The organism is Chitinivorax sp. B (assembly GCF_005503445.1).
Taxonomy (GTDB): domain Bacteria; phylum Pseudomonadota; class Gammaproteobacteria; order Burkholderiales; family SCOH01; genus Chitinivorax.
Window position 1 is genome coordinate 1 of sequence record NZ_SCOH01000062.1, and the last position, 16,629, is coordinate 16,629.

Below are 16,629 nucleotides of genomic sequence, written 5' to 3' on the forward strand. Positions count from 1 at the left end.
GCCTGGCCATGCAAGACACCGGATTCGAACGAGCGGACATAGTGGTGACTATCTTGACCCGGTTGCCGGTGTAGTTGATAGGTCAACGTCCGGATGCCCGGCAAGCCCGGGCAACCCTGTCGACCAATGCCAACCACCTGGTGGTCGGGTTGCTGGGCGTAGTGCAAGGCAAGATGGCGGAACTGGCCAGGAAAATTCTGATGGATCAACAGGATGCGCATGGGTGAAGCGATACAGCGGGATTTGTAAAAAGCTGTAAATTGTAGCAGTTTTGTTGCGGTGCAGCGAGTGAAATATGCAGGTTGAGTATTGATTTTACAGGGGAATATGCCCGAGAAGGGCGAGGGTATTGGGTTTGCGACGAGGCTGGCAAGGTGGCCAGACCCTACAAACAGCCCGCACTTAACTGAGGGCTGTTGTAACGGGGGAATAGACTACCGTTTTGGTATTACACACTCTGCCCACACGCATAGCCTGATGACCAGGCCCATTGAAAATTGAATCCGCCTAGCCACCCAGTCACATCCACGACTTCACCGATGAAATACAGGCCCGGTGTGTTCTTGGCTTCCATGGTTTTGGATGACAGCTCGTTGGTATCGACGCCGCCTAATGTGACCTCTGCTTTTTTATAGCCTAGCGTGCCACTGGGTTTGAACGACCAGTCGTGTAACTGTGCGCTGAGTTCTCGCAGTTGCTTTTCATTAAGCTGTTTTACCGGCAGGTTGAGTTGGCGGGCTTCGGCAAATGCGGTGGCGAAGCGTTTGGGGAGCCGTTGCGCGAGGAGGTTGGCCAGTAGCATGTCGCTGCGGCGGTGTTCGAGCAGCCAATCCGCTGCATTGTCGTCGGGGAATAGATCAAGGTGGATGGCAGAACCTGGTTTCCAATAGGACGATACCTGCAGGATGGCGGGGCCAGAAAGACCACGATGGGTAAGTAGGATGGCTTCTCGGAAGCGGCCTTTGCCCGACTGGGTGACAGCATCGAACGAGATGCCAGATAGTTCAGCATAGGGGGCGAAGTCTTCCGGTTGGAAGGTCAGTGGGACCAAGCCGGCCGAAAGGGGGGTGACCGCCAGGCCAAATTGTTTGGCAATTTCATAACCCAAACCGGTGGCGCCGATCTGCGGAATGGAGAGGCCGCCAGTGGCGATGACCAGTTTGTCGCAGGTGATATCCCCACGGTTGGTGGCCAAAAGGTAGCACTCGCTTTTGGTGTCAACACGGTCAACCTTGCATGGCATCAGCCAATTGACGCCTGCGTCTTCGCATTCGTTGCGCAACATGTCAATAATGCGTTGTGCACTGTCGTCGCAGAATAATTGACCCAAGGCCTTTTCGTGATAACCAATGCCGTGGCGTTCCACCAGCTCAATGAAGTCACGGACGGTGTAACGGGCCAGGGCGGATCGACAAAAGTGTGGATTGGCTGACAGGTAGTTGTCTGGCTTGGCGTGCAGATTGGTGAAATTGCAACGGCCACCACCCGAAATCCGGATTTTCTCGGCGAGTTTTTCAGCGTGGTCGATCAAGACCACGCGTTTGCCACGTTGCCCAGCCACGTGGGCACACATCATGCCGGCTGCACCGGCGCCAATCACTGCTACGTCAAAGTGCATGTCGGCCATTCTCGCAAAAGCTGGATTTTATCAGATGGGGCGTGTGGGCATGGCTTTCGTTGGGTACCGACATTTTCGAGTAAAGCTGGGCTTTCATATCAAACCAGCGGCGGTGACGAGCGGCACAGTAACAATCAATTCTTACTGGAGTGAGATCCTTGCCACGCCAGGCGAGTTTGTATCTTGATGATAAGCTCAATCATATCAAGCTGTTTACAGAATTAGAGTAAAAACTTGATATGCATATTGCGCTGCAAATCGATTAGAGTAGAATGCCTAAACGTGATTCGCATGACGTTGGGCATACCACGATAAAAGATAGGCAACAGCAAGTTGCAGCGTGGATGTGACATAAGCTTGGCCGAAATGGTGCCACTGATAACAGCACGCCGGCGAACCATGCAAAGGAGAGATCAATGAAAGCAGCGTGGATGGCATTGCTCATTTTGATGTCGGGCACCTTGCGGGCTGAGCTGGTCGCCATGGATGACGTCACACTCTCTGAAGCTGCCGGTCAGGAGGGGCTGAGCGTGGTGATGGAAATCAAGATGAAAGGCTCATTCGAGTTTCAGCAGACGCGTGGCGGTGAGACGCATGCGCTGGCTTTGTCCAAGGTGGCGATCAATGGTACCGGGCTTGAGAATGCGACTTCGCCCGCCATGCTCTTCAGCCATGTTGACTTGACTGAAGACGGTATTGTCGTCCAATTCAAAACGGCGCAATTTTCGATTGGTATCAAGGATATCGAAATGAAGCAGGGTATTCGGCCAGATGGTTCGGTTGCGAATGTCAGCCGATTTGGTTCGGCTTATGCTTTGGGTTTTGACATGTCCAAGTCTTTTGTCGAGCTGTCGACGCACTAGGCGGCGGAGGGCGGTGATGATGTGGTATCGATGGGTAATGGGTTGGCTGACCTTGTGCGGTGCCATGACGACACAGGCCGCGATGACGGGCCTGGAAGATGCTGATCTGCAACAGGTCACCGGACAGGATGGGTTGTCGATGGTATTGAGCGACAACTTTGGCTTTCGTGTCTATGACCTGCCACCCAGTCAGGGGACGGGTTTTGCCTTGCCTAACTCGTTCCGTTTCACTTCGCCGCGCCGGGCCAAAAATCTGCAAGGCCAATATGTGGATTTGGACAAGGATTATGTCGAGCTGAGTGATTTGGAGCTGCAGACATCCCGCTATGCGCCAATCGATGACCCGCTCAGGATCGAGCTATTCAAGTTGAGCGACGGCCGTGCAGCAATCGCGTTCAAGTCGCCACAGAATGCCGACCAGCAGGGAAAGCACAGTTGGGGGATGACACTGACTTCATCCGCACCGGTCTATTTGGACAACAGCGATGACATCACACAGGCCCGCCTCCCGGAGCGTTGGACATTGGGGCGGGTGCAGTTCAGCGACATTGTCCAGCAGGCATCCGAGCTGCAGCTCAGTGCGGCGGGGGACGGTTTTGGTTTTGAGTGGCAGACGGAAATGAAGATCGGCGCCCTGCTGATTTCACCGCGGTTTACGCGCAATCCGGATCAATCGCTGACGGTATTGGATGACGAGACCTGGACGCTGACCAATATCTCGTTATGTGGTTCATTGATCAACGACAGTTGCGTGGCAGGCACACGCTTCAAATTTGGTGATTCGGTGGCGGGAGCGTTGGTGATGAAGGCTGAGCAACTGGATGGCAAGCCCACCCTGACCTTGACGATGGGTAACGTGAATGTACAGGCCCGAGAGGGCAACATACCGCTGGCCAGTGGCTCTATTGTGGTGGATTCGATGAAGGTTCAGTCCAACCGCTGTACTGGTGGGGTGTGTGATTTTGGAAAGCAGATACTGGGTGATATCAAGATCTATTCCATGCGCGTCAAGCTGAGGGACCTGTAAATGCATGTCGTTGCCTTCCTATTGTTGTGCATGACAATGGTTGCCCACGCAGAGGTATTGGAGCTGGTAGATAGTGATCTGGCCGAAATGACTGGGCAGGAAGGTTTGAGTATCAAGCAGCTGCATTATGAATTCGGTGGCAAATCAGGTGGGACTGGGATCGATGAGGTCAAGGCCAATAGCCTGTTCTTTGGCTTCAATGAAGCCAGTGGCCAGCCGGCATTCATCGTGTTGGAGCATTTGAACGGATTCATCGAATGGAAAGGCATGCCCGCTTTCAATAACACGCCAATGTTGCTTGACGTGGTGAACAACGGAATCGGCTCCCCAGGTGCGGTGCAATTGACCCTGCCAGGCTATGTCAATATAGATTTGGGCATTGACAGTATTTCCACACAAAGTGGTTTGCGCGTCGAGCGCGAAGCATTGACGATAGTGGAGCGCTTGTCGGGGTCTCCCGTGCGGGTCGAGTATGAGCCCAAGCGGGACCTGGGGGCATTGCGCTTTACTGGCCAGGTTCAATTCAACAGCGGCTCGTGGGTGAAGTTTTTCGGGCACTGACCTTGAAGACATCACTTGATGGGCTGTTGCGCTGAGTGCGTGGTTAAACCATTGCAATGCTGGGCGTGTGGTGCAGTGATCCGGTGCAGTGTTGGCTGGATGAGTTACCTGTAAAAGGTAACCGCTATAAAGCAGTGAGGAGAGTCAATGAACGCCGTGCTACCCGCACTGGCGCTGTGTGTCGTGTGGGTATCACACGCTGCACGCGCTGAAATGAAAGGACTTCCGGATGAAGCCATGTCAGAGATGTATGGGCAGGCACTGATCGAAGTCACCCAGTCAACTTTGCGGAATCGGCCGGTTCCAACTGGCAGCTATACTGGCGTCAACGTGCCGGCAGCCATGACCGACAGGGCGGGCAACGTGATTGCTGGTGATGTCTCTTATACCAAATTACGTATTGGGGCGGATATTCAACTCGATGCCGAAATCGGCAAGCTGCGATTGGGCGGATATGCCGATCCCAATCATCCAACCCAGCTACATGACATCAGTATCGACCAATTGATTTTGACTGGTTACCAGAAGAATGGTCGTTATCAGCCATTTCAGGTGAAGAACCCATACATAGAATTTGCCATGCGCGATCCACAAGACGGATCAGGCACACGAGAGCTACTGGGCGTGCGCTTGGGATTTGAGGAAATGGATGGCATGTTGGGTCTGAACATCAATGCGCTCAGCGGCCGTACCTTGTTTACCTCGCAAGGAGTGACGAGCCCGACCAATGGCAATCAGGCGTTTTATGTGAATAGCTATGGTCGTCGTTCGCCAGGGCGAGGGGATGTGGTTACCGTTGATGGTAATGGCAACAGCACGACGGCAACAGGTGTGGTGGCGGATGCATATCAGAAGCTGGATGCCTTGTGCCTGGGGCGTACTGGTGCACAAGGTGCATGTGGTGATGCGGCGAATCCGACCCGGGATTTCTTTATTGCGTTCAACAAGGTCAACGGTCTGTTCTACCCGAAAGCGGTAGGCAGCACAGAGTACTATCCGACCCAGCAGGGCGCTTGGTTGAATCTGACCGATAACGCGCGGATTTATAACATTCGCAATATGACAGGTGATCTGACGCTGTTGAATACCAGTCATCCATCGATTCGACGCTGGTAAGGTGAGGCGAAAAAAAACGGCCGGTTTCACAGGCCGTTTTCTTTCTCATGCATTGAAATCAGTTACTTCGTCCTTGCGTGACGACTTCCCGGGCAATCTTCCAGATGCCTTGTTCCAGCACAAGATCAAGCTGTTTGACGACATCGTCTGAATAATTCTCAGATTTGTAATGCTGTAAGAAGGTTGCCTGGCCCTTATCCTTACCTGTCAATTTGACAGTCAGGTTCTCCAGTGTCACAGCAATGGCGCCCGCTTTGCTGAGGCGTGCGCGACGAAGCGCTTGCCAATTTTCACCGGCAACGTGCTTTTCTGGCAAAAAGGTTGATGCATAGTAACTGCTGAAAGCATCGTAATCCTTGGCGCTCCAGGTCGCAGCCCAATTCTCAACTGTCTGCTTGATGGCATCGTCAGCCTTACCACTGATGGGTTTAGCTGCAGTCGCTTTGCCGGTGCTTTCCTTTGGCGGTTGTGGGGTAACTGCCGGGATGACTGGCATAGTGATGGGCGGGCGACTGGCAATTGCAGCAGTGCGATCAAGCGGAGTGGCGACAGGCAGGTCGGTTGGACACTTGAAGTCGTCATCCTTATTGCCTTTGGTGTTGATTTCGTCACTGGCTGGCAACGCGCTCAGGCCCAGTGCGGGCAACAGCTCATTTGTGGCTGCCAGTACACGGATTTCGGCAAGTTTACGATCATAACGGGCGCGAACTACTGCGCGTCGTGCTTCGAACAACTCATTTTCGGTATCCAAAACATCCAACAGCGAGCGCTGCCCGATGTCAAATTGCTGACGGTAAGCATCCCGCGCTTTTGTGGTCGATAATTCATGTTGTTCAAGGTAACTTAGTTGTTCCTTCAACCGCAGGTTGTCATTCCAGGCAATCCGCACGATTTGGCGAACATCACGGCAGGCTTTTTCGCGCTGGTCTACTGCGGTGTACATGTTTTCAGCTGCCGAGCGAACACGTGCTTGATCGCTGCCGCCGTTGAACAGGTTGTAATTGAGTACCAGCCGGACGCTGCCTTCTTTATAGGTTCCGTCGACACCATCCAGATTACGGTCGATGGCCTGATTGGCCCGTAGCTCCAGTGTTGGATAATGTGCTGCTTTACGCTCGTTGACATTGGCCTTGGCGGCTTGAATGTTGGCGTAGGCAGTTTGAATCAGTGGATTGCGGACGACTGCTTTGGGCATGATATCCGCCGCGGGCGGCAACTTGTTTTGCAATTCGGGTAGTGGATCCAGTCGGGCACTTGGGGCTTTGCCGGTCAGGCGCTCGTAACGGGCATTGACGTCGTGCAGATTGCTGGATTCGGTCAGCCAGTTGGATTCTGCCAAGGCCAGTCGGCCAGCGGCTTGTTCCAGATCCACTCGGCGACCAACCCCGGCCGAAACGCGCTGCTGGATCTGGTCATGGATTTCATGGTGTACCGCGTAGTTGTCCTGTGCCAGGGTTGCCAATTGAGTGTAGCGCTGAACGTCGATGTAGGCGCGGGCTGCTTCAAGTGCAACCTCATCGGTTGTACTGAGTAATTCGTAATAACGAGCAGCGGCCGTATGGCCTAGCCGTTCGATATTGCTGCTGACCCCAAAGCCATCGAACAGTAGCTGGCGCAATTCGATGGAGGCGCCAGGATGATTGAAACTGGTCGAATTGATCAGTGGCGTATCCTTTCGGTCCCGGCCGGCAAATGCTGTCAAATCGACACGAGGCAACCAGCCGCCTTTTGCAGCTTTCTTGTCTTCAACGGCGGATTTGAAGGTATGCCATTTGGCGGTGACTTCAGGGTTGCGTAATACCGCTTGCTCGGTCACATCCCGTAGTGAGTCGGCATTGGCCGAGTAGGGGAGATTGATCAGTGCAAGCGTTAGGGCGATGGGTTTCAGGCAATAATTCATGAGTAGTTTCTCTAGTGAGTTTATATGTGTTATTTGTAAACTATTTCTGCTTCTTGACGCGATAGGGACTGCGCCAGTTTCCGGTCTTTTTGATGCGCACAAGAACATGTCATCAACATGTATGCGCTTGCCGGATTCATGCGGCTGGTCATGGAAGTCGCTATTTTATATTAGAGAATAGTCAAACAACCACCAGTTCTCTCGAACAAATTCGGGAAAAGTTATATTTGAGGGTGTGATTTGTTCACCTTGAATCGTGTGTTGCATAGGTTGTGGCCAAGCCAAGTCCTGGTACGGTTACTTATGCTATCGATTATGGCTGTTACGGTCACACCCGCAGCAGACCTGGATCGTATGCAGAAATCACTAGAGCAACAATTCGGGAAAGCCATGGTAGGTGTGATGGGTGAGCTCAAGCAATTGCTGACTGATTCCAAGTTATTGTCAGATCAAGAAAAATTACAGCGCGCCAATGATTTTTTCAATCGACGAATTCGATTTGCCGATGATAAAACCACTTGGGCACGAGACGATTATTGGGCAACGCCCGTCGAATTGCTGGGCAAGGGAGCCGGGGATTGCGAGGATTTCAGCATTGCCAAGTATTTTGCCCTGCGCGACCTTGGCATTCCTGAGGCAAAGTTGCGGCTGATTTATGTCAAGGCTCGCATGGGTGGGGCTACTAGCCTTGTTTTTCAGGCGCACATGATTTTGGCCTATTATGCGCAGCCGGATGCCGAGCCATGGATATTGGACAATCTGATCGGTGATATCCGGCCTGCCTCTCGCCGGCCTGATCTGATGCCAGTGTTCAGTTTCAATAGTGAAGGGATGTGGGTAGGTGGAGGTAATCAAGCGCAACCGATTGATCGTCTATCACGTTGGAAGGAGTTGCTGTTGCGGATGCGCGCAGAGGGATCGGATAACTGAGGAAGCAAGATGACTTTATTGCGACGACTTTGGCTGACGGCTTTGGGGGCAACCTTTGCTGCCTTTGTGATCGGGTTTGTGATCAGCATGGTCAACGCCCGTTCTTATCTGGAGCAGCAATTACGGGCGCAAAGCCAGGACAATGCCACTGCGTTGGCTTTGTCAATGTCCCAACAGAGTAAGGATAGGGCAACGGTGGAGTTGATGGTCAGCGCGCTGTTTGATGGCGGCCATTTTGAGGTGATCCGCTTTCAAGATGCGAAGGGGGCCGTCGTGATCGAGCGATCCGGCGGTGTACATGTCACAACAGTGCCTTCATGGTTCGAGGCAATGTTCAGCATTACTGTGCTACCAGGGCAGGCGCAGGTCAGTGATGGCTGGAAGCAGGCAGGCAAGGTTACGGTGGTGGCCCATAGCCGATTCGCTTATGAATCTTTGTGGAAGTCTGCGATCTGGTTCGTGTTGACTATGTCGCTGGTGGGTGTGGTCACAGGTTTGATTCTGACAGCTTTGTTCAATTGGGCTAAAAGGCCAATTGAGGATTTGATGGAGCATGCCAAGGCCGTGGCGGCTAGGCAGTACAAAACCATGGCTGAGCCTTCTGTACCAGAATTGCGCCGAGTAGCACGCGCGTTTAATGCCATGGTACGACAAGTACGTGAAATGTTTGCAGAACAATCTGCGCGAATTGAAGCCCTGCAGCGTGAAGCCAGCAAAGACACGCTGACGGACCTTCCTAATCGGGCTTTTTTTCTGGGACGGTTTCGGGATCAACTGGCTGATGAAAGTGCCCATCCAAACGGTATGTTGGTGGTGTTGCGAATTGTTGGTCTGCTGCAGTTCAATCGTGATCAGGGGCGTGATGCGGTTGATCAGGTGTTGGCCGGTATCGCAGACCGCTTGAGGCAACTGGCGGCTGTTCAGCCGGAATGGTTGTGTGCCCGCCTGAACGGAGCAGATTTCGCGTTGCTGATGCCGGGTGTCGCGCATGACATGGCAGAACAGACCTTGCAAGCCTGGATGCAGTCAGTACGTCAGGCCATGATGACTTTGGCGACAGATACGCGGGGCGTTGTATCGGCTGGTATGACTTTCTATCAGCATGGGGAAATAGAGCGTGAAGTACTTGCCAGGGTGGATCATGCGCTGGTCCAGGGTGAAACCAGTGAACAAGGCTGGATAGCCGTTTTGCGTGCGACAGATGCCCAAGCTGCGCCGGAGCGTGACTGGTTGAGGGTGTTGACACGTGCGATTGGCGAAGCTGAGTTCGAGCTGGCGACTTTCCCGGTGTTATCAATGATCGGAGAGGAACTGCACGAGGAAGCTTTGCTGCGGTTGCCGGATGCTGAGACAGGCAAGGTCATGACGGCAGGGCAATTCATGCCATGGGTGCAACGGCTTGGTTTGAGTGCTGAGATAGACATGGCTGCGGCGACATTGGCCTGTTTGCAGCTGCGACGGGATGAGGGAGAAATATCGGTCAATTTGTTGCCTGCCACCTTGGGGGCCGAGGGCTGGCTGGCGCGAATGCAAAGTCTGTTCGAAGCCAATCGAGATGTGACACCTCGTCTGTTGTTTGAAGTCAATGAAGCCGGTTTGGCCTTGTTTGGGGGGGCGCTACAAGCTTTTACGGATATGGCGACACGCTATCAGGTACGGGTCGGGGTGGAGCATTTTGGCCGAACGTTTTCCAGTATCCCGTCACTGTATGAGCTCAATTTGAGTTTCTTGAAAATTGATGCTGGACTGATTCGGGATATTGATCAACAACCCAGCAATCAGCGGTTGGTCAAAGCGATTGTCGGCATTGCGGCCAATGCCCAGTGCCAAGTGTATGCAGAAGGTGTGCATACTGCGGCAGAACATGCTGTGTTGGTAACTCTTGGGTTGAATGGATATACCGGGCCTGAGGCAACACGACGATTGGCCTGACAGAATGAAAAAAACCGGCGCCTTGGAGCGCCGGTTTTTGTTGGTAGGGCGTGGATCAGTCGGTGATCAGTTTCCCCTTGTTCAATAGATCCTGAATGATCTGTGCATCATTGGACAGGCTGCCACCTGCCGTCAGATCCACGTTCTGCAAGGTGATGACCTGAGTATCCTTAGCGGCGGCGAATCCGTTGCTGTAACCGCCGGTATGGCTGATGTGCAACACGGTATCGCTACCGGTTTTCTCAAAGTGTAGATAGCTCTGCAGATTGCCGGCACCTGGCAGGTGGTTTTCGCCTTGCAGCAAATCACGCAGATCCAGTTTGTCATGGCTGCCTGTGCTGGTGCTGGTTGAGAAATCAGTAATGGTATCGTGTGCGGGGCTGCCAATGATTCCGGCATCAGATAGGTTCCATTTGAACACATCAGAACCCAACCCGCCAGCCAGTACGTCGTTGCCACTACCGCCTACCAGTCGATCATCACCGTTGTCACCAGACAAGGTGTCATTGCCGGCACCACCGGTCAGATAGTCCGAGGCGAGGGTGCCAGTCAACACGTTGGCGCTCGCATCACCGGTAAAGACAGTTGAGCCCGTCACGATGTTGACCATGTTGATTTGCGTATCACCCGCAGCAGTCCCGGTGGCAGTAACCGTCAGTAGGGCAGAGTTGGTACCGAGCCCAGCCACCGCCAACTTGCCAAAATCCCAGCCAGTGATATCCACCACCTGTCCTTCCGTGCCGATCGCAACGGTATGTGTGCCATCGGTGAGTTGTGCGCCAACCGGTACGCCGCCTACGGAGATCGATGCATGGTCGTTGCCGCTGACGGAGAGTCTGACCGGTCCTCCATCGTTATCCAGCACCAAGGTTTGACCTAGCAAGTTGTTTTCAACTGCATAGATCGCTTTGATCTGATCAGCGGTCAGAGTACGGTCATAGATCCGAACATCATCCAACGCACCATTCAGGTAACGGTCCGGCCCGCCATCATCTGCAGTGATGCCAAAACCAAGAAGCTTGTTCGGCATGATGGCGCCAGGCAACAGGTTGCCTGATCCGCTCAATACGCCATCCACCCATACTTCCGTGGCACCGGTGGCAAAGTTGTGAGTGATCGCAACATGGTGCCATTGGCCGTTGTTCACGGCAGTTGAACTCTTGATTCCTGCTGAATCGGCCATACCGAAGCCAATTTTGCCTGTGCTGTCCAGCCAACCCCATTGAACATCCAATGTACCGCCATTGTTTTCCATCCCGATTACACTGGGAGAGTTCCAGCCGACGTCGCTGCCTGTCTGAGTGGTCTTGATCCAGAACGCCATGCTGGCTGAGCCACCACCGGCACCGTTGCCACGAAGGGCGTCGGTCACTGATGAATCCAGTGCAACATAGCCACCGTCGCGTGAGCTGCCATTGCTGCCATTGAACTGCATGGCACTGCCATCACGCCCTGTGGTGAAATTGGGTGCCAATGATTGACCGCCAGGGTTATCGGTGATCGTGCCGGTTTTGGCGCTATTATCGTATACGTTGGTGGTGGTGGTGCCACTACCTTCGTTGAAGGTCCAATGTCCGACATTCGTTACGTTGATATCGACCTTGGCGACCACATTGATGGTTGATGTTGCTACATTGGAAGTGAGCGCGTCATCATGGACAGATACATCGATGATACGTGGTGTGGCATTGGGTGTTTCGCTTGTGTTGTTGAAGGAAATCGCTTTGATGGCCTGTGTGTAGTCGGCCACGGTAGCGGTGCCGGTCAGGCGGACTTCATTGCCAACAATTGAAACGCTGATGCCGGATGGAAGTGTGCCAACTGACAGTTGATCGCCGGCCTGTGCGTTGGTCAGCGTCACAGTGGCACGTGTCAGGTGTGTTGAGTCCACGTCACTGACTATCGCATCTACATCGGCAATGGCTACCGACCCCTGGTTCTCGTAGAACGTAGTCACATAGTTTTGACCTGCAGTAGTGGAGTTATTGCTGTCCAGATCGACAACAGGGGTGTCCCCTGCACCGGTCACTGTAATACGTAGCGTGTTGGTGGTTGTGCCACCCTTACCATCAGAGATGGTATAGGTGAACTCTTCTGTTGCAGTATCACCGACTTTCAGAGCCTGCGCTGTTGCGTTCGGCGTGAAGGTGTAAGCACCATCTGCATGCAACACCAGCGTGCCATAGGTGCCCGCCAATGGCGCACCTATGGTGCCGGCTGTACTGCCAAAACGAACGCCTGTCACGGACAATACATCGCCATCCAGGTCGGTATCGTTCTTCAGGACGCCATCCACCGAATTTACCGTAAGCATTGCATCCTCACCAATACTTGCCGTATCGGCTACTGCGATCGGTCCATCGTTGTTGCCGGTGACGGTGATGGTCAGTGTGGTGGTCTTGCTGTTGCCCATGCCATCGGACACGGTATAGGTAAATACCTCGTTTACTTGTTCCCCAGCCTTGAGTGCTTGAGCTGAGGGGCTTGGTACATAGGTGTAAGCCCCGTTGGCTTGCAATGTCAGCGTACCGTATTGGCCAGTCAAGCCATTACCAACGGTGCCATTGGCGCCGTTGAAACTGACTCCTGTTACGGACAACGTGCTGCCCGTGGTATTGCTGTCATTGCTCAACACACCACTGGTCGCTGTTACATTCAGCGATGCATCTTCATTGGTAGTATCAACATCGGCCACTGCGATCGGCGCATTGTTGGGGAATACAGTGAAGTTCAGCGGTTGAGAAACCGATGCACTGCTGCCATTGGGCTCGGTTGCAGTTGCCGTGACATTCAAGGCAACGTCACCTACGAAGCTGGATGGGATTTGCAACTTGGCTGTTGCCAGCTCGGTTGCCGGAATCACGACGCTGCCACCTGTGACAGGATAGCCTGCAGGCTGGCTTGCAGTGATGATGGTTGCACCAGCGGGCAGACCTGAGACGGTCAATGTCATGGTTTCTGAGCCATCGGTATCCACCAAGTTTGCATTGATGTAACTAGCTAGGCTGATTTCAGTCTTGGTACCGTTTGTCGCATTGCCTGCCAATGCGCCTTGTGCTTCGGTCAGTGAAATGTCGTCAATCATGGCACCCCGGCCATTGGTATCGAACTGCAATGGGTCGGTGATGATTCTGATGGTTTGCTGCCCGCCATTACCAACAAAGCTGAAATGTAAGGTTTCCCAGTTCAGTGCATTCTGGCCGCTGGTACCAGCATGGCTGGCAATGGGCACACCATCGACCAGTATCGTGATGCGCGTAAAGTCTTGTGAATAGCCTGGGCGGCCAGCGTAATCGAGCGACAGGTCGTACACTTTACCTGCTGTTGTGTTGACACTCCGCTCAATACCCAATGTCTGGATCAGCGCGCCATTGCTATTGGCGTTGTTCAGTTCCAGCCAGTTTTGACCATTGCCGGCACCTGCCGATACTGCAGTTTGCGTCCCAGCTTGATTAGCCATGGTGTCACCGTTCGACCACATTTCCCATGCGTTGCTGCCACCAGCGAAATTGTCCGGTGTATCCACGCGGGTCCAGCCTGCCAAGGTGGTGGCCGTCAAGTTGCCGGTAGAGGTGGTATTGGGGTTGAGTTGAGCTTGTGTCAAACCAGTGTCCGTTGTCTCCCACGATGTGTTGAACAGCGTCACTTTGGTGGTGTTCACTACGGTCAGGTTAGGCTGATCGGCAACAGGGGCAATGTCCACCTTCATGGTGGCATTGGTACCTGGGGTGATGCCATCAGTTGCACGGAAGGTGAAATTGGCGTAGTCAGCATGCTGATTGCCTGCGCCTGTTGCCGCAAAACTGCTATCACCTGATTCGTGCAGATCGGGCATGAATCGCAGATTGTTTGCAGCAATGTTGGCTTGGGAAATGACCTGGTTCAATGCAACGTTGACCCAACTGCTGCCGTTGAAGAATTGCAGTGTGCCATCGGCAGGTAGCGATGTGATTTGTATACCAAGCGTATTGGCCGGGCTGTCCACATCCGATACGTTGAAGTGAGCCCAGCTGAATACGAATGGGGTATCCTCAGTGCCCGTCACGGCTCCACCCGTGCTGGTCGGCGCATCATTGACCGGCATGACATGGATAGTCGTTGTCGCGGTGTTGGAGGTCGATGCGCCATCGGACACCACAACATTGATCACCCGATCAACTCCGCTTGGTGTATCGGTTGAATTGGAGAAGCCGATGGCGCGAATGGCTGCTTGATATGCTGCCAGGCCAGCACTGCCCGTCAGGGTGATGACACCAGTTGTGGGGTTATAGGCGCTGGCGGTAATGCCGGCTGGCAAGCTGCCCAATACGCTCAGCACATCCCCGGCCTGTGCATTGGTCAATGTAATGGTGGCACTGATCATTGCATTGTCGTCGGCATCGGTGATGCGTACATCGACGTCGCCAATCGCGATGGCAGTACCATTTTCCGTGTAAGTCGCCTGATAGTTGCTATCACTGGCACCACTGCTGTTATTGGCATCCAAATCAATGACTGGCGCATCATTGGTACCCGTTACTGTAATGGTCAGTGTGGCTGTAGTGGCGCCGCCTTGACCATCCGATACGGTATAGGTGAATTCTTCGGTAGCCTGTTCGCCTGCTTTCAGGGCTTGGGCTTCCGTGCCGGGGACATAGGTGTAGCTGCCATTGGCTTGCAGGGTCAAGGTGCCATACTGCCCAGCCAGACCACTGCCGATAATGCCGTTGCTACCATTGAAGCTGATGCCGGTCACTGTCAGCGTGTCCCCGTCTTTATCACTGTCATTGCTCAGTACACCATTGGTGGTATTGACGACAAGTGATGTGTCCTCATTGGTTGTACTGGTATCTGCAATTGCTACAGGAGCATCGTTGTTACCTGATACTTGAATGGCGACAGTTGTCGTGGAACCATTCGACAGGGTGACATTGAATACTTCGGTCTTGACGTCCGTAGCTGCCAGGTTTTGAACAATGGCTGCATTGTTGTCCAGGGTATATGTCCATTTACCATTTGCACCCACCACGAACGTGCCATAACTGCCGGTTTTGCTGTCTGCGACAAATGTCACGCCAGTTGTGGTGGTGGTCAAGGTACCATTTGTCGTGAGTTGGACATCTTCTTGTACTGCACCGGAACCGGTGGAATTGGAGTCGTTGCTGCCTTGCACCGCGACAGTGATTTGATGACTGGTGCCATCAGCCGAGGTAACGGTAAAGGTTTCGGTTTTGTTGTCGCTATCCGTCAGGGCTTGAACATGGGCGGCATTGTTGTCGAGGGTATAAGTCCAGTTACCATCGGCTGCCAATGTCAGACTGCCATATTGCCCCGCAATATTGGCAGGATTGAATGTGTTTTCTCCGGCATCCGCATCGGTGACGGTCAGCTTGCCAGTGGCGGTTAACGTCACGTCTTCCTTTACCGAGCCGGCATCATTACCGCCAATAGTGGCTGGATCTTGTACCGGCGTGACATCCACCGTCACGGTTGCAGTGGTCTTGCCGCCATGGCCATCGTCGACCAATACGATAAAGCTATCCTTGCCGTTGTAATCCTTGTTAGGTACATAGTTGTAAGTACCGTCAGTATTGACGGCGACGGTACCGTGGGTGGGTGGGCCTTGCAACGTGATAGTCAAGGTATCACCATCCGCATCGCTGGCGCTGACTTTGCCGGCGATCGGTGTGTCTTCCGACGTGATGACTGATTGGTCCTGGGCAACAGGGGTATCGTTGATTGGCGTGACATCCACCATCACAGTTGCGGTGGTCTTGCCGCCATGGCCATCGTCGACCAATACGGTAAAGCTATCCTTGCCGTTGTAATCCTTGTTGGGTACATAGTTGTAAGTACCGTCAGTATTGACGGTGACAGCACCATGGGCGGGCTGGTCTTGCAATGTAACGGTCAGGATATCGCCATCCACATCGCTGGTGCTGACTTTTCCGGTGATCGGCGTGTCTTCCGGCGTGGTGATGGTTTGATCTTGGGCAATGGGCAAATCGTTGATGGGTAATATGTTGACATCGATGGTCATGGTGGCTTTGCCGCCTTGTCCGTCGTCTACCACAACGGTGAAGCTGTCTTTGCCGTGGTAATCCTGCGATGGGGTATAGACATAACTTCCATCCGGATTGACGGTAACAGTGCCGTGGCTGGGATTGCTACCAGTGGTGTATGTCAGTGTGTCGCCATCAACATCCGTTGCGGTGACTTTACCTGCTATCGCAGTATCTTCATTGGTTGTGATCTGCTGTTGGCCGTCGGTACTGCCATTGCTGCCATTGAATGTGGGTATGTCATTCACCGGAGTGACGGTGATATCAACCGTGGTAGTGGAGGTACCACCCTTGCCATCAGTGATGGTGTAAGTGATGGTATCTTTGCCACTGTAGTCTGGTTTGGGTCGATAGCTGAGCGTACCGTCTGGATTGACCGTTACGGTGCCGTGTTGGGCAGTTGGGGTGCCTGTGATGGTCAGGGGGTCGCCATCCGGGTCGCGGTCGTTAACCAGAATTTGGATGGTGGTGCTGTCATCTTCGCGCAATGTTGCTTGATCGTTTACCGCAGCCGGGCTAACGTTGCCAGTGCCAGTGCCAGTGCCAGTGCCAGTGCCAGTGCCAGTGCCAGTGCCAGTGCCAGTGCCAGTGCCAGTGCCAGTGCCAGTGCCAGTGCCAGTGCCAGTGCCAGTGCCAGTGCC

10 protein-coding genes and 1 pseudogene are annotated in these 16,629 nt (G+C 53.5%); 7 read left to right on the forward strand and 4 right to left on the reverse strand.

Annotation, left to right across the window (positions count from 1 at the left end; genetic code table 11):
* Both FFS57_RS22855 and FFS57_RS22860 read right to left on the reverse strand, forming a co-directional pair.
* A pseudogene (locus tag FFS57_RS22855) lies at positions 1–221 on the reverse strand (glycosyl transferase family 1); the annotation flags it as partial.
* Between the two features lie 227 nt (positions 222–448).
* Positions 449–1,618: a BaiN/RdsA family NAD(P)/FAD-dependent oxidoreductase gene (locus FFS57_RS22860; RefSeq protein WP_502705937.1), complete on the reverse strand. Its 1,170-nt coding sequence runs from the start codon at positions 1,616–1,618 to the stop codon at positions 449–451.
* Between FFS57_RS22860 and FFS57_RS25350 the strand changes: the two genes are divergently transcribed.
* From FFS57_RS25350 to FFS57_RS22880, 5 genes are all read left to right on the forward strand, one after another.
* A complete protein-coding gene (locus tag FFS57_RS25350; RefSeq protein ID WP_171014159.1) occupies positions 1,617–1,805 on the forward strand; it encodes a hypothetical protein in 189 nt (62 codons plus the stop codon). The two genes, FFS57_RS22860 and FFS57_RS25350, sit on opposite strands and share 2 nt — an antisense overlap.
* A 229-nt stretch (positions 1,806–2,034) precedes the next feature.
* A complete protein-coding gene (locus FFS57_RS22865) occupies positions 2,035–2,481 on the forward strand; it encodes a DUF6160 family protein (RefSeq protein WP_137940157.1) in 447 nt (148 codons plus the stop codon).
* Between the two features lie 16 nt (positions 2,482–2,497).
* The gene (locus tag FFS57_RS22870; RefSeq protein WP_137940158.1) at positions 2,498–3,508 is read left to right on the forward strand and encodes a hypothetical protein; all 1,011 of its coding nucleotides are present in this window, start codon (positions 2,498–2,500) and stop codon (positions 3,506–3,508) included.
* Positions 3,509–4,069 carry a CAP-Gly domain-containing protein gene (locus FFS57_RS22875; protein WP_137940159.1) on the forward strand — a complete coding sequence of 187 codons (561 nt, stop codon included), beginning with the start codon at positions 3,509–3,511 and terminating at the stop codon, positions 4,067–4,069.
* A gap of 147 nt (positions 4,070–4,216) precedes the next feature.
* Positions 4,217–5,185, forward strand: a complete 969-nt coding sequence (locus FFS57_RS22880) for a hypothetical protein (RefSeq protein WP_137940160.1) — start codon at positions 4,217–4,219, stop codon at positions 5,183–5,185.
* Between the two features lie 58 nt (positions 5,186–5,243).
* Here the strand turns inward: FFS57_RS22880 and FFS57_RS22885 are convergent, their stop codons facing one another.
* Positions 5,244–7,085, reverse strand: a complete 1,842-nt coding sequence (locus FFS57_RS22885) for a TolC family outer membrane protein (protein WP_171014160.1) — start codon at positions 7,083–7,085, stop codon at positions 5,244–5,246.
* Positions 7,086–7,388: 303 nt separating this feature from the next.
* On the opposite strand from FFS57_RS22885, the gene FFS57_RS22890 reads away from it, so the two are divergent.
* Together FFS57_RS22890 and FFS57_RS22895 are read left to right on the forward strand one after the other, a co-directional pair.
* Positions 7,389–8,015, forward strand: a complete 627-nt coding sequence (locus FFS57_RS22890; protein WP_249384134.1) for a transglutaminase-like cysteine peptidase — start codon at positions 7,389–7,391, stop codon at positions 8,013–8,015.
* Positions 8,016–8,024: 9 nt separating this feature from the next.
* A complete protein-coding gene (locus FFS57_RS22895) occupies positions 8,025–9,947 on the forward strand; it encodes a bifunctional diguanylate cyclase/phosphodiesterase (protein WP_137940162.1) in 1,923 nt (640 codons plus the stop codon).
* Between the two features lie 55 nt (positions 9,948–10,002).
* Here the strand turns inward: FFS57_RS22895 and FFS57_RS22900 are convergent.
* Positions 10,003–16,629 (reverse strand): cadherin-like domain-containing protein (locus FFS57_RS22900; RefSeq protein WP_171014161.1); only part of this gene is annotated, 6,627 nt, incomplete at its 5' end.